Below are 25,119 nucleotides of genomic sequence, written 5' to 3'. Positions count from 1 at the left end.
CATGAGTGCACCATGCGATGACCTAACTGGTCAAGAGAGTTTTAAGGGTTAGGTGAGTGACGTACCAGGATCTTCCTCGTGTTCCCGCCGCGCAGCATCAGCAGGAACGCGTCCACGATCCGCTCGAACCCGTCCACCACCGTCTCGTCCAGCGCCAGGGCCCCGCTCAGCAGATGCGGTACGGCGAACTCGTACAGCTCCTCCTGGACGTGCAGGTGGTCGCGCACCAGGAAGCCCTCGACGCGCAGGCTCTTCTCCACGAGGTCGGCGTGGTCGAACACCACCGGCGGGGCGTCGGGCGTGTTGTACTGCCCGACCGTGCCGACGCGCACCACCCGCCCCCGCTCGCGCAGCGCGCCGATCGCCGCCCCGAGGTGTTCGCCGCCCACGTTGTCCACGAAGACGTCGACTCCGGCGGGGGCGGCCTTCGCCAGCAGATCGGCGACCGGGCCGTCGTGGTAGTCGAAGGCGGCGTCGTAGCCGACCTGCCGGGTCAGGTACCGCACCTTCTCCGCCGTGCCCGCGCTGCCGATCAGCCGGCCCGCCCCGAGCAGTCGCGCGAAGCGTCCCGTCGCCGTGCCGACCCCGCCCGCCGCCGCGGAGACGAACAGGTCCTCGCCCGCACGCAGCCGGGCGATGCGGGTCAGGCCGACGTAAGCCGTCAGGCCCGTGCCGCCGAGGATGCTCAAATACGCCGAGAGCGGCACCCCTTCGTACCGGGGGAGCCGTCTGACCTCCTCGGGGCGGACCACCGCGTGGGTGCGCCAGCCCCGGCGGTGGAAGACGATCTCGCCCTCGGGGAGCGCCACCGGATCGCGGGTGGCGATGATCCGGCCGAGCGAGCGTCCCTCCAGCGGGGCGTTCAACTCGAAGTCGCCGTCCATCATTTCGCGGTGGTAGGGGTCGACCGACCAGTAGAGGTTCTCCACCAGGGCGGTTCCCGGGGCCGGTTCGGGGACCGGTGACTCGGCGAAGCGGAAGTGGCCGGGAGTGGGGAAGCCGGTCGGACGGCCGGTCTGCTGCACGGTGAGCGCGGTGCTGGTCATGGGAGGGGACCGTAGGCAGGAATGCGGGCGGCGGGCAGAGGGTTGCGCTCATGGAACGGGCCGATCCATGAGTCGCCCTCATGGCAGCAGGTGGGAGCCTCGCGTGAGCGCAGTCGATCTTGCGCCGCAGGAGTTGCGGACTCTGGTGGCCGTCGCGGACGAGGGAGGCTTCTCGGCCGCCGCCGCCCGGCTCGGAACCACCCAGTCGGCCGTCTCGCACGCGGTGCGCGGGATCGAGGCCAAGGTGGGGGTCGTCCTGTTCGAGCGCGGCCGGTTCGGCGCCCGGCCCACCCCGGCCGGCGCCCGCGCCGTCGTCCACGCCCGGCGTGTGCTGCGGTTGCTCCAGGCCCTGGTCGCCGAGACGCGGGCGGCCGGGTCGGCGGCTGCCGGAGCCTGCCGGGTCGAAGGACCGTTGCGCATCGCGGCCTTCCGCAGCGCGGCCCTGTATCTGCTGCCGCCCGTCCTGGAGCGGCTGGCCGTACGGCATCCGGGGATCGAGGCGACCGTGACCGTCGTACGGGAGGTGGGTCCGGGGACGGCGGGCGCGGTGGCCGAGGGGCGGGCCGACCTCGGGATCGCCACCTTCGGCACCAGCGCGCCGATCCCACCGGAGCTGGTGGGGGACGTGCTGCTGGAGGAGCCGTACGCGCTGGTGCATCCGGCGGGCCACGCCGACCCGCGCTCCCTCCCGCTCGTCGACTGGACGGAGAACTGCTCGTGCTCCACGCGCGCGTGGTGGGGCGCGCAGGACTGGATCCCCGCGGCGACCGTCCGCGCCGAGGACGACGGCGCGGTGCTCTCGATGGTGGGCAGCGGTCTGGGGATGGCGATCATGCCCGCGCTCTCCCTCACCCGGACACCTCTCGGGACGGAGGTCACCGACCTCGGCCCGGAGCGGCCCACCCGTCGGGTCGGCTATGTCACGACCCCCGAGCTCGCCTCGACCGCGGCTGTCCGGGCACTCGTCCGGGAGTTGAGGTCCGCCGCGAAACCGCAGGTCGGCACCGGGTGACCCGGGGGGCCGTCTCAGATAGTAGGAAGTCCGAGTAATTGTAGAGACAGGCGCGTGCTCCTCCCTTAGCTTTGTAGGAGCCGAACGTCTCGCTCGACCAAGCGAATGGCGGTCGTGAGCCGGGCCCCGCGCAGGCAACCCCTGCGGCCCGCTCCCCGCCCCATCCGGCGTCTCGTAACCCCCTTCCGCACTCCCTGGAATTCGAAGGAGTCGATTTCTCATGGCCGAGACGACCGTCCGCCGCCGAGTCCGTCACATCTCCCGTACGAGCGAGTCCGACCGGAAGAACGCCGCAGCGGCGCTCCAGCGTGCCCTCGACCGCCGTGACAACGGCGGCGAGACCGGCCACTGAGCCGAGCCGCCCCGCAGTCCGGGAGCCGCACCCGCACGGGGTGCGGCGCGGGCCCCGAACGGGACTTCGGAACCCGCGCCGTACCCCGACCCCGCACGACACCGCAGGTCCGCGCCACCAGCCTCGCGCCGCGACTTCTCTGTCCGTATGGCGGACGCTCCATGTCATCCCCTGGGACGAGGAGTACGGTTCCCGTATGTCTCGCAGCCTCAATCTCGCAGTGATTCCCGGTGACGGCATCGGCCAGGAGGTCGTGGCCGAAGGTCTCAAGGTCCTCTCCGCCGTCCTCCCGCAGGATGTGAAGCTGGAGACCGAGGAGTACGACTTCGGCGCCCGGCGCTACCACGCCACCGGTGAGACCCTCACCGACGCGGACGCCGAGGCGCTCAAGCGGCATGACGCCATCCTGCTCGGCGCGATCGGCGACCCGAGCGTCCCCTCCGGTGTCCTGGAGCGGGGTTTCCTGCTCAAGCTGCGCTTCCTCTTCGACCACCACGTCAACCTGCGTCCCTCGAAGCTCCTCCCGGGTGTCGCCACCCCGCTGGCCGGCCAGCCCGAGATCGACTTCATCGTGGTCCGCGAGGGCACCGAGGGTCCGTACACCGGCAACGGCGGCACGATCCGCAAGGGCACCCCGCACGAGGTCGCCACCGAGGTCTCCGTGAACACGGCCTTCGGTGTCGAGCGCGTGGTCCGGGACGCCTTCGCCCGCGCCCAGGCCCGTCCCCGCAAGAAGCTCACGCTGGTCCACAAGAACAACGTGCTGGCCTTCGCCGGTCACCTGTGGACGAACGTCTTCAACCGGGTGGCCCAGGAGTTCCCCGACGTCACCACGGACTACATCCACGTGGACGCCGCGACGATCTACCTCGTCACGGACCCCGCGCGCTTCGACGTCATCGTCACCGACAACCTCTTCGGCGACATCATCACCGACCTCGCCGCGGCCGTCTCCGGCGGCATCGGCGTCGCCGCGAGCGGGAACATCAACCCGTCCGGCGAGTTCCCGTCCATGTTCGAGCCGGTGCACGGCTCGGCCCCGGACATCGCCGGACAGGGCAAGGCCGACCCCACCGCCACCGTCCTGTCCGTCGCCCTGCTGCTGCGCCACCTCGGCTACGACGCCGAGGCGGTCCGCATCGAGGAGGCCGTCTCCGTCGACCTGGAGGAGCGCGGCTCGCTGCCCGCGCGCAGCACCTCCGAGATCGGTGACGCGCTCGCCGTACGCGTAGCCGGCTGACCCCGCGCTGCGCGAAACCTTTCGAAGCCGCCGGGTCGCATCCGCACCCGGCGGCTTCCGCATGTCCCCCGCCGGGTGCCACCATCAACCCTGGGTCGCATTCACGCCGTTTTGGCCCTCGTCCGCCGCTTGCGATAATCGAACGCGGAGCCGCGGTATGAGGCAATGCTCGGACGTCCTAGCACCGGCCACTGGCCGTACGGGCGTGAGCGCGGCCCGTCACTACAACCGGTGAAGGACAACCACTCATGACGACGCCCACGATCGAGCTCAAGCCCTCCGCCAGCCCCACCTCCGCAGCCGAGCGGCAGGCGATCCTGGCGAACCCCGGGTTCGGCCGCCACTTCACCGACCACATGGTGACGATCAAGTGGACCGAGGGCCGCGGCTGGCACGACGGTCAGCTCGTTCCGTACGCGCCGATCCCCCTCGACCCGGCCACCAACGTCCTGCACTACGCGCAGGAGATCTTCGAGGGCCTGAAGGCGTACCGCCGCCCCGACGGGTCGGTCGCCACCTTCCGCCCGGACCAGAACGCCAAGCGTTTCCAGCGCTCGGCCCGTCGCCTGGCCATGCCCGAGCTGCCGGTCGAGACGTTCATCGAGGCGTGCGACGCGCTCGTCGGCCAGGACAAGGACTGGGTGCCCGCGCACGGCGGCGAGGAGTCCCTCTATCTGCGGCCCTTCATGATCGCGACCGAGGTCGGACTGGGCGTGAAGCCCGCCAACGAGTACCTGTTCCTGGTCATCGCCTCACCGGCCGGCGCCTACTTCCCCGGCGGCGTCAAGCCCGTCTCCATCTGGGTCTCCGAGGAGCACGTGCGGGCCGTCCCCGGTGGCATGGGCGACGCCAAGACGGGTGGCAACTACGCCGCCTCCCTGCTCGCCCAGGCCGAGGCCGCCGCCCAGGGCTGCGCCCAGGTCTGCTACCTCGACGCGGTCGAGCGCAAGTGGGTCGAGGAGCTCGGCGGCATGAACCTGTACTTCGTGTACGGCGACAAGATCGTCACGCCGTCGCTCACGGGCTCCATCCTGGAGGGCGTCACCCGTGACAGCCTCCTCACCGTCGCCCGCGACCTCGGCTACGAGGCCGAGGAGGGCCGGGTCTCGGTCGAGCAGTGGCAGCGCGACTCCGAGAGCGGCGCCCTCAAGGAGGTCTTCGCCTGCGGCACCGCCGCCGTGATCACCCCGGTCGGCACGGTCAAGCGCACCGCCGGTGAGTGGCAGCAGTCGGGCGGCGAGCCCGGCGAGGTCACCCTCAGGCTCCGCCGGGCCCTGCTGGACATCCAGCGCGGCACGGCCGAGGACAAGCACGGCTGGATGCACGAGCTGGGCTAGTCGCCGCCCGTTCGTCCAGGGACGCTCCCGCCGGGGTCATCCCCGCCAGGGCCGTCCCCCTCAGGGCCACTCCGTCACGGGCCATCCCGTCCAGGGCCATCCCGTCCGGGGTGGCCCTGTGGCGTTCTCGGAGCTCGCCCATTTTTGAGCAGTACTCAAAACTTTCCGGTGGCGTCTTCTGATCATCAAGGAGAGCGTTTAGAGTGCTGCTCAAAGAAAGGCGAGCGACATGCGACTCACCCCCACCGAACGGGACCGGCTGCTGCTCTTCGGCGCGGCCGAGCTGGCCCGGGCGAGAAGGGCCCGCGGGCTCCGGCTGAACGTCCCCGAGGCGACCGCGCTCATCGCGGACACGGTGTGCGAGGCCGCCCGTGACGGCGCCCGGCTCGCCGAGGCGATCGAACGTGCCCGGTCGGTCCTCGGCCCGGACGACGTGCTGCCGGGCGTCGCGGACGTCGTCACCGAGGTGCATGTCGAGGCCGTCTTCGACGACGGCTCGCGGCTCGCGGTCGTCGGCGACCCGATCGCCGGGGGCACGCTCGGGGACCGGGCGCCGGGAGCCCTCCTGCCGGGGCCCGAGCACGCCGAGCCCGAGGCGGCCGTACGGCTGACGGTCACGAACACGGCGACCGTGCCCGTCTCCGTCACCTCCCACTTCCACTTCTTCGAGGCCAACCCGCGGCTCGACTTCGTCCGGGAGACGGCCTACGGCATGCGGCTCGCCGTCCCCGCCGGGTCCTCCGTGCGCTTCGGGCCGGGGGAGTCGTTCGAGGTCGGGCTCGTGCCGATCGGGGGCGAGCGGATCGCGATCGGCTTCGCGGGCCTGGTCGACGGGCCGCTGGACGCTCCCGGCGCACGTGAGGAGGCCCTGCGCCGGGCCGCGGCCTGCGGGTACCTGGGGATCGCCGCCGCGGGGGAACCGATGAGCCGCGACGCGGAGGAAGGCACCCGATGAGCCGCCCCGGAGGCCACCCCGCAGAGGCCCGGCGCCTCACCCCCCACGAGTACGCCGCCACCCACGGCCCCCGGGCCGGCGACCGCGTCCGTCTCGGCGACTCGGGGCTCGTCATCCGCGTCGAGTCCGACGCCCAGCTGCACGGTGACGAGTTCCTGGCCGGCTTCGGCAAGACCGCCCGCGACGGGCTGCACCTCAAGGCCGCCGCCGTCCGCGAGACCTGTGACGTCGTGATCAGCAACGTCGTCGTGATCGACGCCGTGCAGGGGATCCGGAAGGTGTCGATCGGCATCCGCGAGGGCCGGATCCACGCGATCGGACGGGCCGGTAACCCCGACACCCTCGACGGGGTGGACGTCGTCGTCGGCACGGGCACGTCCATCGTGTCCGGCGAGGGGCTGATCGCCACCGCGGGCGCCGTCGACACCCACGTCCATCTGCTGTCGCCGCGGATCATGGAGGCCTCGCTGGCCTCCGGGGTGACCACGGTCGTCGGGCAGGAGTTCGGGCCCGTGTGGGGTGTCGGCGTCAACTCGCCCTGGGCGCTGCGGCACGCGTTCAACGCCTTCGACGCCTGGCCGGTCAACATCGGTTTCCTCGGCCGGGGTTCGTCGTCGTCCGCCGCCCCCCTGGTGGAGGCCCTCGCCGAAGGCGGCGCCTCGGGCTTCAAGGTGCACGAGGACATGGGCGCCCACACCCGGGCGCTGGACACGGCGTTGCGGGTCGCCGAGGAACACGACGTCCAGGTCGCCCTGCACAGCGACGGGTTGAACGAGTGCCTGTCGGTCGAGGACACCCTGAGGGTGCTGGAGGGCCGGACCATCCACGCCTTCCACATCGAGGGCTGCGGCGGCGGGCACGTACCGAACGTGCTGAAGATGGCGGGCGTCGCGAACGTCATCGGCTCCTCCACCAACCCCACCCTCCCCTACGGCCGGGACGCCGTCGCCGAGCACTACGGCATGATCGTCTCCGTCCACGACCTGAAGACCGATCTGCCCGGCGACGCCGCCATGGCCCGCGACCGGATCCGGGCCGGCACCATGGGCGCCGAGGACGTCCTGCACGACCTCGGCGCGATCGGCATCACCTCGTCCGACGCCCAGGGCATGGGCCGGGCGGGCGAGACGGTCCGCCGCACCTTCGCCATGGCCGGCAAGATGAAGGCCGAGTTCGGCGCCCCGGACGGCGAGCACGACAACGAGCGCGTCCTGCGCTACATCGCCAAGCTGACCGTCAATCCGGCCATCGCCCACGGCCTCGCGCACGAGATCGGCTCCCTCGAGGTCGGCAAGCTCGCCGACATCGTGCTGTGGCGCCCGGAGTACTTCGGAGCCAAGCCGCAGCTCGTGCTCAAGTCTGGCTTCCCGGCGTACGGCGTGACCGGCGACCCGAACGCGGCCACCGACACCTGCGAACCCCTGGTGCTCGGACCGCAGTTCGGGGCGTACGGGGCCACGCCCGCCGACATCTCGGTCGCCTTCGTCGCCCGTGCCGCCCTCGACCAGGGCGGCGACTCGATGCCGACCCGCCGCCGCAGGGTCGCCGTCCGCGGCACCCGCGGCATCGGCCCCGCCGACCTGCTCCGCAACTCCCGTACCGGAGCGGTCGACGTCGACCAGCGCACCGGCCTGGTCACCCTCGACGGCGAGCCGCTGCGCTCCGAGCCCGCCGAGTCCGTCTCCCTCGACCGCCTGTACTTCCTCTGAGGACCGCTGATGTCTGCTGCCGCCGACGGCTTCCGCATGCCCGCCGAGTGGGCCCCGCACGAGCGCACCTGGATGGCGTGGCCGGGCCCCAACCCCACCTTCGACGACCCCGGCGACCTGGCCGCCTCCCGGGCCGCCTGGGCCTCGGTCGCCCGCGCGGTCCACCGCTTCGAGCCGGTGACCGTGGTGTGCGGGCCCGGACAGTCGGCGGACGCCCGCGCGCTCCTCGGTCCGGGCGTCGACACGGTCGAGCGCGAGCTCGACGACGCCTGGATGCGGGACATCGGCCCCACGTTCCTGACCGGCTCGGACGGGCGGCTCGCCGCCGTCGACTGGACGTTCAACGGCTGGGGCGCCCAGGGCTGGGCCCGCTGGGAGCACGACGCGAAGATCGCCGCGTACGTCTCCGACCTCGCGGGGGCACGCAGTTACACCTCGAAGCTGGTCAACGAGGGCGGCGCCCTCCACGTCGACGGCGAGGGCACGGTCCTGCTGACGGAGACCGTCCAGCTCGGCCCGGAGCGCAATCCCGGGTGGACGCGGGAGGAGGCCGAGGCGGAGATCCACGCCATGCTCGGCACCCGCAAGGCGATCTGGCTGCCCCGCGGGCTCACCGGCGACTACCCTCCGCACGGCTTCGGCACCCTCGGCCACGTCGACATCGTCGCCGCCTTCGCCCGCCCGGGTGTCGTCGTGGCCCACCACCAGCCCGACCCGGCCCACCCCGACCACGAGGTGACGAAGGAGGTCATCGGGCTCCTGAAGGCGCAGACCGACGCGCGGGGCCGCCGTCTGGAGGTCGTCGAGGTCGCCGCCCCGACCGTCCTGGAGGCCGACGGCCACTGGGCCGACTACTCGTACATCAACCACTACCTCTGCAACGGCGGCGTCGTGCTCTGCGGCTTCGACGACCCGCGCGACGAGCTCGCGGCGGGCGTCTTCCGCCGCCTGTTCCCGGAGCGCGCGGTCACCCTGGTCGACGCCCGTACGATCTTCTCCGGCGGCGGTGGCATCCACTGCATCACCCAGCAGCAGCCGAGGGTCTGACATCCGGGAACGAGACAGCTCCGGGAACGGGACGGATCCGGGAACGAGACAAAAAAGGGGGGCCGGGAATGGCCGCAGCGGCACGGGCACGCAGGAACGCGCCACCCCGCGAGGACGTCCTGGCCGCCGCCATGGAGATGATCGCCGAGAGCGGTCTGGAGAAGCTCACCATGGCGGGGCTCGGCCGTGAGGTCGGGATGAGCAGCGGCCATCTCCTCTACTACTTCCACTCCAAGGACGAACTCCTGCTGCGCACCCTGGAATGGAGCGAGGGCCGGCTCGGCGCCGAGCGGGCCCGGCTGCTGGCCCGGGCGGCCCCCGCCCGCGAGCGCCTCGACGCCTATGTCGACCTGTACGTCCCCGACGGCCACCGCGACCCGCACTGGACGCTCTGGCTGGAGGTCTGGAACCGCTCGCAGAACGCCGCCGTCGACGCGGCCGCCCGGGACCGCCAGGCGGCCATCGAGGGCGCCTGGCACCGGGACCTGGTCGCCCTGCTGGCGGAAGGGGTGTCGCGGGGCGAGTTCCGGCGCGTGGACCCCGACCGGTTCGCGTCCCGGCTGCGCGCCCTCCTCGACGGCTTCTCCATCCATGTGGCCATCGGACTGCGGGGCACGGGCCGGGAACAGGTCCTCGGGCACGTCCGCGAATTCCTGGCCGAGAGCCTGCTCGTGGCGGCCTGAGCCGGCGGACACATGAGAACGCGCTGCTCGCATCCTGAGACAGTCGGTGAGCAATCGGACGGTCTGTGCCAGACTGCCGCCGTGCTCTCGTTCGCCATGATTATTGGCAGCAGGCGCGCCGGTCCGCAGTGACCGCTCCGTACGACCAGGTACGAGCGGCCATCGTCGTCCTCGACCCGCGCGCAGACCTCTCGCACCCGCGAGGGGTTTTTCGCTTTTCTGGCCCACCCACAGCCGGGAGCGAGAGCGCGAGGGAGCATGGGGGGTGGTGGAGCCGGTCATTCCGGTAACGACCGAGATCCGACACAGGAGCCTTCAGACCATGACCGAAACCAGCGAACCCGACGACTCGTTCCACGTCTTCGACACCACCCTGCGCGACGGCGCGCAGCGTGAGGGCATCAACCTCACCGTCGCCGACAAGCTGGCCATCGCCCGGCACCTGGACGACTTCGGCGTGGGCTTCATCGAGGGCGGCTGGCCGGGCGCCAACCCGCGGGACACCGAGTTCTTCGCCCGCGCCCAGGAGGAGATCGACTTCAAGCACGCCCAGCTGGTCGCCTTCGGCGCCACCCGCCGGGCAGGCGCGAAGGCCGCCGATGACCCGCAGGTCAGGGCGCTGCTGGAGTCGGGCGCCGGGGTGATCACGCTGGTCGCGAAGTCCCACGACCGGCACGTCGAGCTGGCTCTGCGCACGACGCTGGACGAGAACCTGGCGATGGTGAGCGACACGGTGTCGTTCCTGAAGGAGCAGGGCCGTCGGGTCTTCGTCGACTGCGAGCACTTCTTCGACGGCTACCGCGCCAACCCGGAGTACGCGAAGGCGGTCGTCCGGGCCGCCGCCGAGGCCGGCGCGGACGTGGTCGTCCTCTGCGACACCAACGGCGGCATGCTCCCGGCGCAGATCCAGGCGGTCGTCTCCACGGTCCTCGCCGACACCGGCGCCCGGCTCGGCATCCACGCCCAGGACGACACCGGCTGCGCCGTGGCGAACACCCTGGCCGCGGTGGACGCGGGCGCGACGCACGTCCAGTGCACGGCCAACGGCTACGGCGAGCGGGTCGGCAACGCGAACCTGTTCCCGGTGGTCGCGGCCCTGGAGCTGAAGTACGGCAAGAAGGTGCTGCCCGAGGGCCGGCTGCGCGAGATGACCCGCATCTCGCACGCGATCGCCGAGGTCGTCAACCTGACGCCGTCCACGCACCAGCCGTACGTGGGAGTCTCGGCCTTCGCCCACAAGGCCGGCCTGCACGCCTCGGCGATCAAGGTCGACCCGGACCTCTACCAGCACATCGACCCCGAGCAGGTCGGCAACACCATGCGGATGCTGGTGTCCGACATGGCCGGACGGGCGTCTGTCGAGCTCAAGGGCAAGGAGCTCGGTGTCGACCTCGGCGATGACCGTGAACTGGTCGGCCGGGTCGTGGAGCGGGTCAAGGAACGCGAGCTCAAGGGCTACACCTACGAGGCGGCGGACGCCTCCTTCGAGCTGCTCCTGCGGGCCGAGGTCGAGGGCCGGCCGCTGAAGTACTTCGAGGTCGAGTCCTGGCGGGCCATCGTCGAGGACCGCCCCGACGGCACCCACGCCAACGAGGCCACGGTCAAGCTGTGGGCCAAGGGCGAGCGCATCGTCGCCACGGCGGAGGGCAACGGCCCGGTCAACGCCCTGGACCGCTCCCTGCGCGTGGCGCTGGAGAAGATCTACCCCCAGCTGGCCAAGCTCGACCTGGTCGACTACAAGGTCCGCATCCTGGAGGGCGTCCACGGCACCCAGTCCACCACCCGCGTCCTGATCTCCACGACGGACGGCACGGGCGAGTGGTCCACGGTGGGCGTCGCGGAGAACGTGATCGCCGCCTCCTGGCAGGCCCTGGAGGACGCCTACACGTACGGCCTGCTGCGGGCCAAGGTGGAGCCCGCCGAGTAGAGGGCACCCGGCGGGAGCCCTCGGCGAGCCGTTCGGACTCGCCGGGGCCCCGCACCCGGCCGACGGCCCGGGACCCAGCACAGCCGCCACTGCCGGGCCCGGCTCGGCTGCCACTGCCGGGCCTGGCCCGGCCGCCACTGCTGGACCTACCGCAGCTGCCACTTCTGGTTGGCGGCGCCCGTGCACGCCCAGATCTGCGCCCGTGCCCCGTTCGCCGACGAGTTGTCCGTGACGTCGAGGCACTTGTTCGCGGCCGTGTTCACGACATCGCCGGTGCCGGCGTTGTACGACCACCGCTGGGCGCCGGTTCCGTTGCAGTCGTACAGCTGCACCTTCGCCCCGTCCGCCGTCGACGCCGAGGCCACGTCCAGGCACTTGCCGAGTGCCTGGACCGATCCGTCCGTCTGCACGGTCCACCGCTGCGCCGCCGAGCCGTTGCAGTCGTACAGCTGTACCGCCGTCCCGTTGGCGCTCGAACCACCGGCCACGTCAAGGCACTTGCCCGCGAGACCGGTGAAGGCTCCTGCCTGGGCGCCGCCGCCCGATGGCGTCCCCGACCAGGTGAAGGTCGCCGACGTGTTGCCCGGCAGCGTGTACGTCGCGTGCTGCGCGCCCCAGTTGATCGTCACCGTCTTCGCGGTCGACGCGTCGTTGAAGGCGATCAGCGCCTTGGAGCCGTCGGGGTTGCGCCATGCCACGTTCGGCACGGACGCCGACGCCGTCGACGCGATCCGCTGCGCGCCCGGCCGGACGAACTTCGTCAGGTGCCCCATCGTGTAGTACTCGATCGTGTAGTCGACGGTCCCGCTCGCCCCGTCCCCGTTGTGCACGGTGACCAGCCCGTCGCACGTCCCGCAGCCGCCGTTGTGCGGCCCCCGGTTCTGGTCCACGGCCAGCGACCACTTCGTCACCGACTTCGCCCAGTTGCGGGTGTAGTTCACGATGTCGAGCATGTCCTCGCGCTGCTGGTCGGCGATCCACGTCCCGCCGGAGTGCTCGGTGCCGAAGGCGTCCAGCTGCGGGTACAGGTTGTGCACCGACGTCTGCTTCGCCACGTCCCCGCCGTAACCGTGCCAGGCGATCCCGCCGAAGTTCGGGTGCGAGCGGACCGCCGCGTCGTCCACCGTCTGCGCCGCGTACGCGTCGTAGGTGTCCCAGTTCCAGTCGTGCGCCAGCACCTTCGTCGACAGCCCCGCCGCCGCCAGCTTCGGCAGCAGCTCGCTCTTCGTGAAGTACGCCAGTCCCGACGCGTTCCAGCTCATCGACGGGTAGCCCGAGCAGCACGTGGGCTCGTTCTGCGCCGTCACGTAGGCCACCGGTACGCCCTGGTCCCGGTACGCCTGGAGGTACTTCACGAAGTACGAGGCGTAGGCCCCGTAGTTCTCCGCCTTCAGCCAGCCCCCGTTGAGCTGCCCGCTGTCCTTCATCCAGGCGGGCGCCGTCCACGGCGACGCCATCACCGTCAGCGCCGGGTTCAGCTCCCGGGCCCGCCGGGTCAGCGGCACCACGTCCGCCAGATCGTGCGCGATCGAGAACTCCGACAGGTCGGCGTCCGTCTGGCCGGCCGGCACGTCGTCGTAGGTGTAGCCGAAGCGCGCGAGGTCCGAGCCGCCCATCGGATTGCGCAGGAACGACAGCCCGATGCCCTCGGTCGGCGAGAACAGCTTGCGCAGGGTCGCCTCCCGGGTCGCCGCGGACAGCGCCCCGCTGCCGTTCATCAGCCAGGCCGCGGTGTCGGTGAAGGACGCGCCGCCGCCGGTGAAGGTCTGGTACCCGGTGTTCTCGTCGACGGTGATGTTCTCGCCGCTGCCGCCGGCGCCCGCCTGGAAGGCGAAGGCGGGCTGGGCCTGAAGACCGCGGACCACGTGCCGCCCGCCGGCGTCGTCCGTGGTGGTGAGCCAGGCCGTGACCTGCTCGCCCGCCGCGTGCGCGGGCGCGACCGCCGCGGTGATCCCGGCGGAGGTGAGCAGACCGGCGAGGAGCAGCCGGAGGACGCGAGTGGATCTCCTCATGGAGCGCCGCCCTTTCGAAGGTGGGGGATGGGGGCGTGCGAGCCGTGAGTAAATGACGGCTTCCAGGTCGCGTCAAGGGGTTGCGTGTTCATCTGTCGAACGAACAACGGCCCTGATCCGGACGGGTGTTGCGGCCGTACCAGTTCCGGTGTGAAGTCTTGACGGCGCTACGGCCCACCAGTTAACTCACGGCGTGATCTAAGTCATGAGTGGACCACGAGAGTAGAGGGACGTCGCATGCGAAGAACCGCCCTGCTCGCCTCCGCCACCCTGCTGGCCGCACTGCTCCCGATGACCACCGCCGCGGGCGCGTCCGGCGCCGACGACCCCGACCCCGCACCCGTCCCCGTCGACCGCTTCGAGGGCGAGGTCCCCTTCGCGAGCCCGCCCGCCGAGGGACTCTTCACCTGGGGCGGCGACGGCGACGACGCGCCCGCCCTCGGGCTGACGTCCCGGGCGGACGCCCCCGAGGGCGGCAAGGTCCTCACCGGCAGCTACGACATCAGCGGCTACGGCGGCTTCACCCACGACTTCGCCTTCGCCGAGCCCGCCCACGACTGGTCCGCCCACCGGGGCATCCGCTTCTGGTGGGAGGGCCGCGACAACGGCAGGAAGATCGCCTTCGAGATCAAGGACGGCGGCGCGAACGGAGAGGCGTCCGAGCTCTGGACCACCTCATTCACGGACGACTGGACCGGCTGGAAACAGGTCGAGATCCCCTTCACCGACTTCACCTATCGCACGGACTACCAGCCCGTCGGCGGCATCGACCAGGTCCTCGGCCTCACCGAGACCTGGGGATACGCCCTCACCCTCCCGGTCGGCGTCAAGGGCGACTTCGCCATGGACGGCGTCGAGCTGTACGGCCGCGCGGACCAGTCGCTGCGCGCCGCCGTCACCACCGGCGCGGCCGTCTACCCGGTCGAGGAGGGCCGGGCGGCCGCCGTCGAGCTCACCGTCGCCACCACCGGCGCCGCTCCCCTCGGCGACCCCGTCACCGTCGCCTACGAGACCGCCGCTACTGGAACCGCCGAGCCGGGCAAGGACTACACGCCCGTCACCGGCACCGTCACCTTCCCGGCGGGCACCCCCTCGGGCGCCACCCGCACGGTCACGGTCCCCACGCTCAAGGACAAGCGGGCCGAGTCCGCCGAGACCGTCCCGCTCCGGCTGACCGTCACCGGCGCCAGGCCTCCGGCCGAGAACCCGCAGGTCGTGGTCGACGCGCACGGACTGCCGTACCTGAACGCGAAGTTGCCGGTGAAGAAGCGCGTCGCCGATCTCCTGTCACGGATGAGCCTCGCGGAGAAGGCCGGTCAGATGACCCAGGCCGAGCGCGGCGCGATCGGCACCGGCGCAGACATCGCCTCCTACGACCTCGGCTCGCTGCTCTCCGGCGGCGGCTCCACGCCGACGCCCAACACCGCCGACGCCTGGGCGAAGATGATCGACGGCTACCAGCTCCGGGCGCAGGCCACCCGGTTCCAGATCCCGCTGATCTACGGCGTGGACGCCGTGCACGGCCACAACAACCTGGTCGGCGCGACGGTCATGCCGCACAACATCGGCATCGGCGCCACCCGCGACCCCCGACTGGCCGAGCGCACCGGCGCGGTGACCGCCGCCGAGGTCCGGGCCACCGGCGTCCCCTGGGACTTCGCCCCCTGCCTGTGCGTGACCCGCGACGAACGCTGGGGCCGCTCGTACGAGTCCTTCGGCGAGGACCCGGCGCTCGTGGAGTCCATGGAGACGGTCGTCCAGGGCCTGCAGGGCGCCCGCGACGGCCGGGACCTCAAGGACGGCGACAAGGTCCTCGCCACCGCCAAGCACTTCGTCGGGGACGGCGGCACCGAGTACGGCTCCTCCACCACCGGCAGCTACACCATCGACCAGGGCGTCACCAAGGTCACCCGGCAGCAGCTGGAGGCCGTCCACCTCGCTCCGTACCGGACGGCGGTGGACCGGGGCGTCGGATCGGTGATGCCCTCGTACTCGTCGCTCGACATCCTCGGCGACGGCCGGGGCCCGGTGAAGATGCACGCCCGCGCCGACATGATCAACGGTGTGCTGAAGGGCCGGATGGGCTTCGACGGCTTCGTGATCAGCGACTGGAACGCCATCGACCAGCTCCCCGGCGACTACGCCTCCCGGGTCCGCGCGGCGGTGGACGCGGGCGTCGACATGATGATGGTGCCGTACTCGTACAAGGAGTTCACGGCGACCCTGATCGACGAGGCCGGGGCCGGGCGGATCACCGAGCGGCGGATCGACGACGCCGTCGCGCGCATCCTCACCCAGAAGTTCGCGCTGGGCCTCTTCGAGAAGCCGTACGCCGACACCGGCGGCGCGTCCGCCATCGGCTCCGCAGGGCACCGGGCCGTCGCCCGCCAGGCGGCCGCCGAGTCGCAGGTGCTGCTGAAGAACTCCGGCGGGGTCCTGCCGCTGAAGAAGAACCAGAAGGTGTACGTCGCCGGTTCCAACGCCGACGACATCGGCAACCAGACCGGCGGCTGGACCATCACCTGGCAGGGCGCCTCCGGCGACATCACGCGGGGCACGACGATCCTGGACGGGATGCGGAAGGCCGGCGGCGACGTCACCTACTCCCGGGACGCCTCGGCGTCGACGGCCGGGTACGACGTCGGTGTCGTGGTCGTCGGCGAGACCCCGTACGCCGAGGGCGTCGGCGACGTCGGCAACGGCAACGACCTGGAGCTGACGGCAGCCGACCGGGCGGCCGTGGACAAGGTGTGCGCCGCGATGAGATGCGCGGTGCTGATCGTGTCCGGGCGGCCCCAGCTGATCGGTGACCGGCTCGCCGGCATCGACGCGCTGGTGGCCTCCTGGCTGCCGGGCACCGAGGGCGACGGCGTGGCCGACGTCCTGTACGGCAGGCGGCCCTTCACCGGACAGCTTCCGGTGACCTGGCCGAAGACCCAGGCCCAGCTGCCGATCAACGTCGGCGACGCGGCGTACGACCCGCAGTTCCCCTACGGCTGGGGTCTGACGACGCTGAACCGAGTGCCGGAGGGCGGCGCGACGACCCTGAAGGGGCTGGGGGCCGCGGCCGCCGTCGCCGAGCGGGCCGGTGCCGACGAGGTGGGACGGGCGCTGGTCACGAAGGCCCGGCTCATCGTCCAGCGGAAGGTGGGCCAGGCCGTGACGGCGGCGGTCGCCAAGCCCTTCGCCGACGCGGACCACCTGCTGCTGACCGGCCGGTACGGAAAGGCGGTGGAGCGGCTGACGGCGGCGTACCGGGCCGCGGCCTAGCCACCGCGTTCCCGACCGCCCGAAAGGGCCGCTTTCGATGGCTTTCGGGTAGCTTCGAAGTATGAAGGTCGCTCTATCGACCCGAAGCTTCGCCGGACCGCTGATCGCACTGGCGCTCGCCGTCCTGACCGCTCTGGCGGTCCTGACGGCGGGCGCTCCGCGCGCTTCCGCGGCCACGAGCGTCTCGGCGATCGCCGCGTCCCTGCGCGAGAGCCCGGTCTACGTCGATCCGGAGGCCGCCGCCCAGCTGTCGCAGGCGGAGGCGCACGCCCTCCAGCAGCAGATCGAGGGCGCCGACAAGCCGCTGTTCATCGCCGTCCTGCCCGCCGGCTACCCCACGGCGGACCTCTTCACGGACCTGCGCACCGCCACCGGCGTGACCGGCCTGTACGCGATCCGCCTCGGTGACCGCTTCGACGCCCGCGCCGACTCCTCGGTCCTGTCCCGCACGGCCGTCCGCAACCTGGTCGCCAGTGTCCAGGGCGAGGACGACGCCCACACCCAGCTGACCGACTTCACCGACCGTGCCCTCGCGAACATGGGCGGCTCGGCGCCGAAGAGCTGGAGCTCCTCGGGCGGCGGTGACGGGATCTCCTCCACCGCGCTGATCACGGCGGGCGTGGTGCTGGTGGCGGGCGGCGCGGGCGCCTACACCCTCGTGCGGCGCAACCGCCGGCGGCACGCGGCGGAGCAGCGGGCCGCCCTCGACCGGCTGCGGGTCGTCGTGGACGAGGACATCACGGCCTTCGGCGAGGAACTCGACCGGCTGGACTTCCGCCCCTCGGAGCCCGGCGCCGACGACCCCATGCGCGCCGACTACGAACGCGCCCTGGACGCCTATGAGCAGGCGAAGTCGTTCATGGCGGCGGCGACCAGACCCGAGGACGTCCGCCCCGTCACCCAGGCGCTGGAGGACGGCCGCTTCGCCCTCGCGCAACTGGCCGCCCGCCGTGCCGGCCTGCCGCTGCCCGAGCGCCGGCCGCCGTGCTTCTTCGATCCCCGCCACGGTCCCTCGGTCACCGACGCCGGCTGGACGCCGCCCGGCGGGGCCACCCGCGAGGTCCCGGTCTGCGCCGCGGACGCGACCCGCCTGGCCGACGGCCGCGACCCGGTGATCCGCGAGGTCGACAGCGACTACGGCCGCCGCCCGTACTGGGAGGCCGGCCCCGCCTACGGCCCCTGGGCGGGCGGCTACTTCGGCGGCGGCCTCCTGCCCGGCCTCCTCGTCGGCACGATGCTCGGCGGCATCATGGCCGCCCCGTCCTACGCCTCCGACTACGGCAGCGGCTACGGCGACTTCGGCGGGGGGTACGACGGAGGCGACGTCTCGGGCGCCGACTTCGACCCCGGCGACTTCGGCGGCTTCGGCGGCGGGGGAGGGGACTTCGGCGGAGGCGGCGGGGGCGACTTCGGGGGCGGGTTCTGAAGCCCGGTCCGGCGCGGCCGGTTCAGCCGCGTAAGGCGTCGTGCCGAGCGGTCCCGGCGGCTGCCCTGCGGCGGCAGTCGGCGGCGGAGTCGGGTGCGCCCGCGCGGTCGTAGGCGTCGGCGGCGGCCGTCCACGCGGCCCCCGCGTCGTCGTCCCGCCCGACGGCGGCCAGCAGCGTGGCGACGTTCAGGTGCGTCTCCGCGACGCGGTACCAGTCGTCCACCTCGACGAGCAGGGTGGCGGCCCGCCGGAAGGCGGTCAGCGCGGCGCCGATCTGGCCCAGGTCTGCGAGCGCGGTCGCCAGGTTGTGCCAGGTGATGCCCTCCCACAGGGGGTTGCCCTGGTCGGCGTAGATCGAACGGGCCTGGAGAAAGGCCTTCTTGGCGTCGCGGTGGCGGCCGAGCGCGGCCAGCACCAGGCCCTCGCCGTTCCAGGTGTTCGCGACGCCGTCCTGGTCGCCGAGCTCCGCGAAGACGCGCCGGGCGCCGGTGAAGGCGGTGAGCGCCTCGGCGAACCGGCGGAGGTCGTACAGGGCGTTGCCGACGGCGCACGAGGCGGTGGCCGCGCCGTGCGGGACGCGCAGCTCCGTGTAGATCGCGAGTGCCTGCTGGGACGCGACGATCGCCTCGGCACGTCTGTCCAGCTTCATCAGCGCGTTGGCGTGGTGGGTCAGGGCCGACGCCTCGTGCATGCGGTCGCCGCACCGTACGGCGGCCTCCCGGGCGGCCCGGGTCACCGCCGCCGCGTCGCCGAGGTACCGGCGCTGCTGGAGGTAGCCGGACAGGCTCAGGCCCACCGCCACGACATGCTTCGCGCAGCCGGGCCGGTCGGTCCAGGCGGTGGCGCCCACGAGTCCCGCCCACTCGGCGTCCAGCCAGGCCAGCGCCGCCTCGCGGCCCTCGAACACCTCCTCGTCCGTCATCGCGGACCGGCTCGCCCTCCACTGGACGTCGGCGGCTCGGGCGTGGTGGGCGTAGTGGGCGAGCAACCGGGCGCGCGCGACGTCGTTGTCCCGCTCGGCCGCGGGGTCGCCCCGGCCGATGCCGAGGGCGTGGGCCCGCACCAGATCGTGCATCCGCCACCGGGTGCCGTCCGCGGACGGTGTCACGAGCGAGGCCGAGTCCAGGTCCTCCAGCAGTCTCAGCACGGCGGACTCGGTGAGGTCCGTCAGCACGGCGGCGGTCCGTGTGCTCACGTCGTTCACCGGCGCCTGCCCCAGCAGCCGGAACAGCCGCCGCTGGTCCGGGCCCAGCCGGGCACAGCTGACGTCGAACACCGATCGCAGATCACGTGCGCCGCCGGCGCCGTGGCTCAGGGTGCCCAGCAGGTCCTGGGCCTCCCGCAACTCCTCGACCAGCGCCGACACGGGACGGCGTCGACGGCGGCGCAGCTGTGCCGTCGTGACCAGCAGGGCGAGCGGCAGATGGCCGCAGAGCGCGCAGAGTTCCCGCAGGGCGTCGGGCTCACGGGCGGCCCGGTCGTCGTCCGGGTCGGTGTTCCGCAGCAGCCGCTCGACCAGGGCGACGGCCGCGTCGGGTGCCAGCTCGTCGAGCCGGACCAGCCGCGTGGGCAGCCAGTCCAGGGTGTCGCGCGAGGTCAGCAGGACGCGGTGCCGGCCCTCGCCGGGCAGGAGGGGTTCGATCTGGCCCGGGTCGGAGACGTTGTCGAGGACGACGAGCACCGGTTCCCGCCCGGCGAGCTGCGAGCGGTACAGCCCGTACTGGTCGGCGGGTGTGGCGGGCACGTCCGCGTCCCGTACGCCGAGCGCCCGGAGCAGGGACAGTACGGCCTGGTCCGCGGTCATCGGTGAGCTGTCGTATCCGCGCAGATCGACGAAGAGCGCGCCGCCCGGGAACCAGCCCCGCTCGCGGGCGGCATGGGCCGTGTGCACCGCGAGGGCCGTCTTGCCGATGCCGCCCAGACCGGCGACGGCGGAGATCAGTAAGGGTTCGCCGTCCGGTCCCGTACCGGGGCCGAGCGCGGCCAGCAGCTGCTCGACGGCGGTGTCACGCCCGGTGAAGGCGGCCGGCCGGACGGGCAGGGCTGCGGTCGCCGTGGGGGCGGGGCCATGGTGGTGGTGTTCCGCCATGCCGGTGACGGGGCCGTAGTAGGTCCCCCCGCTGAATCCGACGTGATCACCGCTCAGCACGCCCCGTATCAACCCCCGTGTCCGTGAAGAGACTTGACGGTTCAGGACGGTACCGCACCGCCACGGGCCCGGCACGCGTCGGTGCCGGGCCCGTGGTCGTACGACGGGGGGTGTGCGTCAGAGCGAGGCCGCCGCCGAGGCGATGGCCGAGGCGAAGGTGGAGACCTCGGAGTAGACGCCGGGGGCGTTGGCCCGGGCGCAGCCGATGCCCCAGCTCACGATGCCGACCTGGATCCAGGCGTTGTTGGCGTCCCGGCGGAACATCGGGCCGCCCGAGTCGCCCTGGCAGGTGTCGGTGCCGCCGGCCGCGTATCCGGCGCAGATCTCGTCACTGGCGACGAGGCCGCTGTAGCCGCTGTACGTGCGACAGGTCGCGTCACTCACGAACGGCACGGTGGCCTTGAGCAGGTAGCGCTGCTGGGCGCCCCCCTCGGAGGCCGAACCCCAGCCGGCGATGGTGAAGGTGCCGGTGTTGTACTGCGTGGTGGTGGCGATCTTCAGGGTGGACTGGGTGGTGATGGGCGAGGCGAGCTTGATGAGCGCCCAGTCCTTGCCGTTGCCGTTGTAGCCGGGGGCCCGGTACACGTAGGTCGACTTCACCTGGACCCGGCCGGTGGTGGACTGGAGGTCCACGACGCCGGCGGTGGCGGTGATGCTGGTGTTGGCGCCGGTCCCGCTGACGCAGTGCGCGGCGGTGAGCACGATCTGCTGGGTGTAGAGCGCCCCGCCGCAGCCCATGGAGAGCCGGACCATGAACGGGAACTCGCCCTGTGCGGCCCGGGTTCCGCCGACGACGGGGGCGGGGGCGGCCTGTGCGGACGAGAGGGGCTGAAGGCTGGCGATCGCGAGGGCTGCCGCGCCGACGGCCGCGAATCTCTTGAGCGCTGTGAGGAGCTTCTTCAAGGTGCTGCCTTCCGTGGGGGGTTGGCTTTGACGAGAGCATGTCAACGCAAAAAGGGCACCGCGGGGTTGTGCACAGCGAGGTCGCGCACCGCAAAGAAACGTCCATGCGCTGGCATGGTCAGGTCAAATCTGTTGCTGGATTATGGGAACCCCGCAAGCCCTCACACAAGGGGGCTGATTCAGCCACATCCACCCGCCGGCCACCTCGCGTCCCCACGAGCCGCCCCGCCGCCCCACCGGCGGCCCCGTCTGTGCGGGACTGGCGGCCGCGCTCGCCGGTGCGCAGCCGGCCGCCAGTGCGCCGTCGGCCGGTCTCAGTCCTGGACGGCCGCCTTGGCGAAGTCGAGCAGCGCCTCGAAGTCGAGCGCCCCCGGATCGCCGTGCGCGTTCTCGGGCACGTGCATGTGCCCGCACACCCCCTTGAACGCGTTCCACCGCTCCCCGCTCATCCGCTGACCGCCCCCGTTCCCGGCGGACTTCGGGTACGCGGGCCAGAGCGCCGGACCGCGCAGGGGTACGTGGTGGTGGATGTGCATCCACGCCAGGTACTCGGCGACGGCGCGCAAGGCCCACTCCGGCGCCTTCGGCCAGTAGACGTGGGCCTGGCCGCGTGCCTTCCACTTGGCGTGCAGGTCGGGGTCGCAGGTGCCGACGAGTTCCGCCTGGCAGACGTTCAGGGTGTTCGTCTCGACGCCGCCGCGCTTGTTGACCAGCGCGCGCGAGGAGACGTCGATCTCGAAGTGCTGGTACCACTTCAGCTTCCTGGCGGCGAAGTCCGGCACGGCCGTCAGGTTGGGCGCGGCGGAGCCGCCCTGGTAGTCGGGCAGTGAACGCCCTTCGGTGGTGTGCAGGACGACGACGTTGACCTCCATGCGGTCACCGCCGAAGTCGTCCTGGTACCAGTGGTCGCGGTTCGCGCCGGGGTAGTGCTGGGGTCCGGTCCTGGTGCTCATGTCTCGCGACTGTGACACGGAACACGGAAAGGGGCCGGGAGCTCTTCGCTTCCGACCCCTATTCGCCGTTTTCCACCGTATTCAGCCGAGCGCTTACGCGTTCTTGATCGCCGAGATGTCGAAGTTCAGCTTGATCTTGTCCGAGACCAGAACGCCGCCCGTCTCCAGCGCCGCGTTCCAGGTCAGGCCCCACGCCGAGCGAAGGATCTCCGCCTTGCCCTCGAAGCCGACGCGCTCGTTGCCGAACGGGTCCTTGGCGGCGCCGTTGAACTCCAGGTCGATGCTGAGCGGCTTGGTGACACCGAGGATGGTCAGGTCACCGGTGATCCGGTAGTCGTCGCCGCCCAGCGCCTCCGCCGAGGTGGAGCGGAAGGTCATCGTCGGGAACTCGTCGGTCTTGAAGAAGTCGGCGCTCTTCAGGTGGCCGTCGCGGTCGGCGGACCCGGTGTCGATGCTTTCCATCGTGATGTCGATGGTGGCGCTGGACTTCGACGGCTCGGTGCCGTCCAGGTGTAGCGAGCCGGTGAAGTCGTTGAACTTGCCCTTGACGTTCGTGACCATCGCGTGGCGCGCCACGAAGCCGAACGTCGAGTGGGCGGGGTCGATCGTGTAGTCGCCGGTCAGGGCGGCCGGCTCGGGGGTCACCGCGGTGTCGGCGGCGGCGGTGGCGGTCTCGTCGGTGTTCTTGCGGCCGAGGATGCCCATGACGTGCTCCTTGGGGACGGGAAGATCGATGATGTTTAATCTTCAACGAGGTCAACAGGAACGACCGTAGACCTATTCCGTTCAATGTTCAACATCTTCGGCTCGGTAGTGTCGTCGTGTCGGTCGGTGGCCGCCGGTGCCGGTCGGTGGCTGTCGGCGTACGTCGCGTCGGCCGGAGCCCGTCGGCGTCGGCCCCGCAGGAGTCCGGTTGCCGGGACCCGCCGTCCGGACGCTCCGTTTCACTCCGGCGGGGGCAGGTGCGCGCGGGAAATGTGAGGCGGGTCTCAACCCCCGGCTTTGTGTGACCCCTACAAGCCCCAGCCCCTCTGAGCAGTCGGAACGGCTGCATGTCCGCCCGGTTCTGTTCAGGGCTACCAGGAAAACGCGCCGGAGACTGTACGGAGTCGACGTCCCTCTTTCCTTGGTGGGCTTCGTAAGGTCACTACATGACCGTTTTGGAAGAGACGACGGGCGAGCCGATCGCAGAGCCTTCGGAACCCACGGATGCGCGTGGCCGCGTGGCCGAGCTGCACGAGATCCGTGCCCAGGCGCTGGCCGGCCCGAGCGAGAAGGCGACCCAGGCGCAGCACGCCAAGGGCAAGCTGACCGCCCGGGAGCGGATCGAGCTGCTCCTCGACCCGGGGTCCTTCCAGGAGGTCGAGCAGCTGCGCCGGCACCGGGCGACCGGCTTCGGCCTGGAGGCCAAGAAGCCGTTCACCGACGGTGTGATCACCGGCTGGGGCACGGTGGAGGGCCGTACGGTCTTCGTCTACGCCCATGACTTCCGCATCTTCGGCGGCGCGCTGGGCGAGGCCCACGCCACGAAGATCCACAAGATCATGGACATGGCCATCGCGGCCGGCGCCCCGCTGGTCTCTCTCAACGACGGCGCCGGGGCCCGTATCCAGGAGGGCGTCTCCGCGCTCGCCGGCTACGGCGGCATCTTCCAGCGCAACACCCGGGCGAGCGGGGTGATCCCGCAGATCTCGGTCATGCTGGGCCCCTGCGCGGGCGGCGCGGCCTACAGCCCCGCCCTCACCGACTTCGTCTTCATGGTCCGCGAGACCTCGCAGATGTTCATCACCGGTCCGGACGTGGTCAAGGCCGTCACCGGTGAGGAGATCACCCAGAACGGCCTGGGCGGCGCCGACGTGCACGCCGAGACCTCCGGCGTGTGCCACTTCGCGTACGACGACGAGGAGACCTGCATCGCGGAGGTCCGCTACCTCCTGTCGCTGCTGCCGCAGAACAACCGCGAGAACCCCCCGCGCCACGAGTCCACCGACCCGGCCGACCGCCGCGGCGACGTCCTGCTCGACCTGGTCCCGGCGGACGGCAACCGTCCGTACGACATGACCAAGGTCATCGAGGAGATCGTCGACGACGGCGAGTACGTGGAGATCCACGAGCGCTGGGCCCGCAACATCATCTGTGCCCTGGCCCGGCTCGACGGCCAGGTCGTCGGCATCGTCGCCAACCAGCCGCAGGCCCTCGCCGGCGTACTGGACATCGAGGCGTCGGAAAAAGCTGCACGCTTTGTCCAGATGTGTGACGCTTTCAATATCCCGATCGTCACCTTCCTGGACGTCCCTGGATTCCTCCCGGGTGTCGACCAGGAGCACGGCGGCATCATCCGGCACGGAGCGAAGCTGCTCTACGCCTACTGCAACGCCACCGTGCCGCGGATCTCCCTCATCCTCCGCAAGGCCTACGGAGGTGCCTACATCGTCATGGACAGCCAGTCCATCGGCGCCGACCTCACCTACGCCTGGCCGACGAACGAGATCGCCGTGATGGGCGCCGAAGGTGCCGCCAACGTCATCTTCCGGCGTCAGATCGCCGAGGCCGAGGACCCCGAGGCCATGCGGGCCCGCATGGTCAAGGAGTACAAGTCCGAGCTGATGCACCCGTACTACGCGGCGGAACGCGGACTGGTCGACGACGTCATCGACCCCGCCGAGACCCGTGAGGTCCTCATCAGGTCGCTGGCCATGCTCCAGTCGAAGCACGCGGACCTGCCCTCGCGCAAGCACGGCAACCCCCCGCAGTAACCCGGCAGATCCCACGGGTAACCCACTGGATCCCCTGCGGAAACCTCACCCACGGAGACTTGCACCCATGAACGCTCCCGACATCCGCGTCGAGAAGGGCCACGCCGAGCCCGAGGAAGTCGCCGCCATCACGGCGATCCTCCTGGCCCGCGCGGCCGCCCAGCCGACCCCCTCCGAGACCCACCGGGGCCGCCCCAAGGCCGGCTGGCGCCGCCTGGAGCGCGAGGGCGGCTTCCGCGCCCCGCACAGCTGGCACTAGGCGCCGCGCCGCTCCAGCCGCTTTCCCCGCACGAAGAAGGGCCCCTCCGCCGAGAGGGGCCCTTCTTCGTGCGTGTGCCGGGG

19 protein-coding genes are annotated in these 25,119 nt (G+C 71.6%); 13 read left to right on the top strand and 6 right to left on the bottom strand.

The genetic code is table 11. The annotated features are described in order from the left end of the window. Positions 1–41: 41 nt before the first annotated feature. A complete protein-coding gene (locus tag ASD48_RS12170; RefSeq protein ID WP_057601563.1) occupies positions 42–1,046 on the bottom strand; it encodes an NADP-dependent oxidoreductase in 1,005 nt (334 codons plus the stop codon). 103 nt (positions 1,047–1,149) lie between these two features. Here ASD48_RS12170 and ASD48_RS12165 point away from each other — a divergent pair, with 103 nt between their 5' ends. The 9 genes from ASD48_RS12165 to cimA all read left to right on the top strand — a co-directional run bounded on the left by ASD48_RS12165 (position 1,150) and on the right by cimA (position 11,308). Then, the gene (locus ASD48_RS12165; protein ID WP_057601562.1) at positions 1,150–2,058 is read left to right on the top strand and encodes a LysR family transcriptional regulator; all 909 of its coding nucleotides are present in this window, start codon (positions 1,150–1,152) and stop codon (positions 2,056–2,058) included. A 220-nt stretch (positions 2,059–2,278) separates the two neighbouring features. Further along, the gene (locus tag ASD48_RS45950) at positions 2,279–2,410 is read left to right on the top strand and encodes a hypothetical protein (RefSeq protein ID WP_099935881.1); all 132 of its coding nucleotides are present in this window, start codon (positions 2,279–2,281) and stop codon (positions 2,408–2,410) included. Between the two features lie 196 nt (positions 2,411–2,606). Then, positions 2,607–3,650, top strand: a complete 1,044-nt coding sequence (locus tag ASD48_RS12160) for a 3-isopropylmalate dehydrogenase (protein ID WP_057601561.1) — start codon at positions 2,607–2,609, stop codon at positions 3,648–3,650. A 248-nt stretch (positions 3,651–3,898) separates the two neighbouring features. Continuing rightward, positions 3,899–4,987 carry a branched-chain amino acid aminotransferase gene (locus ASD48_RS12155; protein WP_057601560.1) on the top strand — a complete coding sequence of 363 codons (1,089 nt, stop codon included), beginning with the start codon at positions 3,899–3,901 and terminating at the stop codon, positions 4,985–4,987. Positions 4,988–5,216: 229 nt separating this feature from the next. After that, the gene (gene ureA / locus ASD48_RS12150; protein WP_057601559.1) at positions 5,217–5,942 is read left to right on the top strand and encodes an urease subunit gamma; all 726 of its coding nucleotides are present in this window, start codon (positions 5,217–5,219) and stop codon (positions 5,940–5,942) included. After that, positions 5,939–7,651, top strand: a complete 1,713-nt coding sequence (locus ASD48_RS12145) for an urease subunit alpha (RefSeq protein WP_057601558.1) — start codon at positions 5,939–5,941, stop codon at positions 7,649–7,651. Before ureA ends, ASD48_RS12145 begins: the two co-directional genes overlap by 4 nt. A 9-nt stretch (positions 7,652–7,660) precedes the next feature. Next, a complete protein-coding gene (locus ASD48_RS12140; RefSeq protein ID WP_199875763.1) occupies positions 7,661–8,698 on the top strand; it encodes an agmatine deiminase family protein in 1,038 nt (345 codons plus the stop codon). 68 nt (positions 8,699–8,766) lie between these two features. Then, a complete protein-coding gene (locus ASD48_RS12135) occupies positions 8,767–9,381 on the top strand; it encodes a TetR/AcrR family transcriptional regulator (RefSeq protein WP_057601556.1) in 615 nt (204 codons plus the stop codon). Between the two features lie 322 nt (positions 9,382–9,703). Further along, a complete protein-coding gene (gene cimA, locus ASD48_RS12130) occupies positions 9,704–11,308 on the top strand; it encodes a citramalate synthase (protein ID WP_057601555.1) in 1,605 nt (534 codons plus the stop codon). 146 nt (positions 11,309–11,454) lie between these two features. Here the strand turns inward: cimA and ASD48_RS12125 are convergent, their stop codons facing one another. Next, the gene (locus tag ASD48_RS12125) at positions 11,455–13,320 is read right to left on the bottom strand and encodes a lectin (protein ID WP_057601554.1); all 1,866 of its coding nucleotides are present in this window, start codon (positions 13,318–13,320) and stop codon (positions 11,455–11,457) included. Between the two features lie 237 nt (positions 13,321–13,557). Between ASD48_RS12125 and ASD48_RS12120 the strand changes: the two genes are divergently transcribed. Continuing rightward, the gene (locus ASD48_RS12120; RefSeq protein WP_057601553.1) at positions 13,558–16,590 is read left to right on the top strand and encodes a glycoside hydrolase family 3 N-terminal domain-containing protein; all 3,033 of its coding nucleotides are present in this window, start codon (positions 13,558–13,560) and stop codon (positions 16,588–16,590) included. 61 nt (positions 16,591–16,651) lie between these two features. After that, a complete protein-coding gene (locus ASD48_RS12115) occupies positions 16,652–18,016 on the top strand; it encodes a hypothetical protein (RefSeq protein WP_057601552.1) in 1,365 nt (454 codons plus the stop codon). 22 nt (positions 18,017–18,038) lie between these two features. Here ASD48_RS12115 and ASD48_RS12110 read toward each other — a convergent pair whose 3' ends face one another. From ASD48_RS12110 to ASD48_RS12095, 4 genes are all read right to left on the bottom strand, one after another. Beyond that, on the bottom strand, positions 18,039–20,165 hold the full coding sequence (locus tag ASD48_RS12110) for a tetratricopeptide repeat protein (RefSeq protein WP_057601551.1): 2,127 nt from the start codon (positions 20,163–20,165) through the stop codon (positions 18,039–18,041). 117 nt (positions 20,166–20,282) lie between these two features. Beyond that, a complete protein-coding gene (locus ASD48_RS12105; RefSeq protein WP_057601550.1) occupies positions 20,283–21,068 on the bottom strand; it encodes a serine protease in 786 nt (261 codons plus the stop codon). Between the two features lie 314 nt (positions 21,069–21,382). Beyond that, positions 21,383–22,021 carry a hypothetical protein gene (locus ASD48_RS12100; RefSeq protein ID WP_057601549.1) on the bottom strand — a complete coding sequence of 213 codons (639 nt, stop codon included), beginning with the start codon at positions 22,019–22,021 and terminating at the stop codon, positions 21,383–21,385. Between the two features lie 93 nt (positions 22,022–22,114). Then, positions 22,115–22,726, bottom strand: a complete 612-nt coding sequence (locus tag ASD48_RS12095) for a YceI family protein (protein WP_057601548.1) — start codon at positions 22,724–22,726, stop codon at positions 22,115–22,117. Positions 22,727–23,172: 446 nt separating this feature from the next. Between ASD48_RS12095 and ASD48_RS12090 the strand changes: the two genes are divergently transcribed. Together ASD48_RS12090 and ASD48_RS12085 are read left to right on the top strand one after the other, a co-directional pair. Then, complete coding sequence (locus ASD48_RS12090; RefSeq protein ID WP_057601547.1) at positions 23,173–24,777, top strand: acyl-CoA carboxylase subunit beta; 1,605 nt, start codon at positions 23,173–23,175, stop codon at positions 24,775–24,777. Positions 24,778–24,844: 67 nt separating this feature from the next. After that, positions 24,845–25,036, top strand: coding sequence for an acyl-CoA carboxylase subunit epsilon (locus ASD48_RS12085; protein ID WP_057601546.1), 192 nt, complete (start codon positions 24,845–24,847; stop codon positions 25,034–25,036). Positions 25,037–25,119 lie beyond the last annotated feature (83 nt).

Origin of the sequence: Streptomyces sp. Root1310 (assembly GCF_001426425.1) — a bacterium.
Lineage (GTDB): Bacteria > Actinomycetota > Actinomycetes > Streptomycetales > Streptomycetaceae > Streptomyces.
The sequence above is the reverse complement of the archived record's forward strand: the minus strand, read 5'-3'. Positions and strand labels throughout refer to the sequence as shown.

Bases quoted from the DNA above. Each gene is read 5' to 3' on its own strand.
- ASD48_RS12170 (WP_057601563.1), bottom strand. From the start codon at position 1,046: ATGACCAGCACCGCGCTCACCGTGCAGCAGACCGGCCGTCCGACCGGC.
- ASD48_RS45950 (WP_099935881.1), top strand. From the start codon at position 2,279: ATGGCCGAGACGACCGTCCGCCGCCGAGTCCGTCACATCTCCCGTACG.
- ASD48_RS12160 (WP_057601561.1), top strand. From the start codon at position 2,607: ATGTCTCGCAGCCTCAATCTCGCAGTGATTCCCGGTGACGGCATCGGC.
- ASD48_RS12155 (WP_057601560.1), top strand. From the start codon at position 3,899: ATGACGACGCCCACGATCGAGCTCAAGCCCTCCGCCAGCCCCACCTCC.
- ureA (WP_057601559.1), top strand. From the start codon at position 5,217: ATGCGACTCACCCCCACCGAACGGGACCGGCTGCTGCTCTTCGGCGCG.
- ASD48_RS12145 (WP_057601558.1), top strand. From the start codon at position 5,939: ATGAGCCGCCCCGGAGGCCACCCCGCAGAGGCCCGGCGCCTCACCCCC.
- ASD48_RS12140 (WP_199875763.1), top strand. From the start codon at position 7,661: ATGTCTGCTGCCGCCGACGGCTTCCGCATGCCCGCCGAGTGGGCCCCG.
- ASD48_RS12135 (WP_057601556.1), top strand. From the start codon at position 8,767: ATGGCCGCAGCGGCACGGGCACGCAGGAACGCGCCACCCCGCGAGGAC.
- cimA (WP_057601555.1), top strand. From the start codon at position 9,704: ATGACCGAAACCAGCGAACCCGACGACTCGTTCCACGTCTTCGACACC.
- ASD48_RS12125 (WP_057601554.1), bottom strand. From the start codon at position 13,320: ATGAGGAGATCCACTCGCGTCCTCCGGCTGCTCCTCGCCGGTCTGCTC.
- ASD48_RS12120 (WP_057601553.1), top strand. From the start codon at position 13,558: ATGCGAAGAACCGCCCTGCTCGCCTCCGCCACCCTGCTGGCCGCACTG.
- ASD48_RS12115 (WP_057601552.1), top strand. From the start codon at position 16,652: ATGAAGGTCGCTCTATCGACCCGAAGCTTCGCCGGACCGCTGATCGCA.
- ASD48_RS12100 (WP_057601549.1), bottom strand. From the start codon at position 22,021: ATGAGCACCAGGACCGGACCCCAGCACTACCCCGGCGCGAACCGCGAC.
- ASD48_RS12095 (WP_057601548.1), bottom strand. From the start codon at position 22,726: ATGGGCATCCTCGGCCGCAAGAACACCGACGAGACCGCCACCGCCGCC.
- ASD48_RS12090 (WP_057601547.1), top strand. From the start codon at position 23,173: ATGACCGTTTTGGAAGAGACGACGGGCGAGCCGATCGCAGAGCCTTCG.
- ASD48_RS12085 (WP_057601546.1), top strand. From the start codon at position 24,845: ATGAACGCTCCCGACATCCGCGTCGAGAAGGGCCACGCCGAGCCCGAG.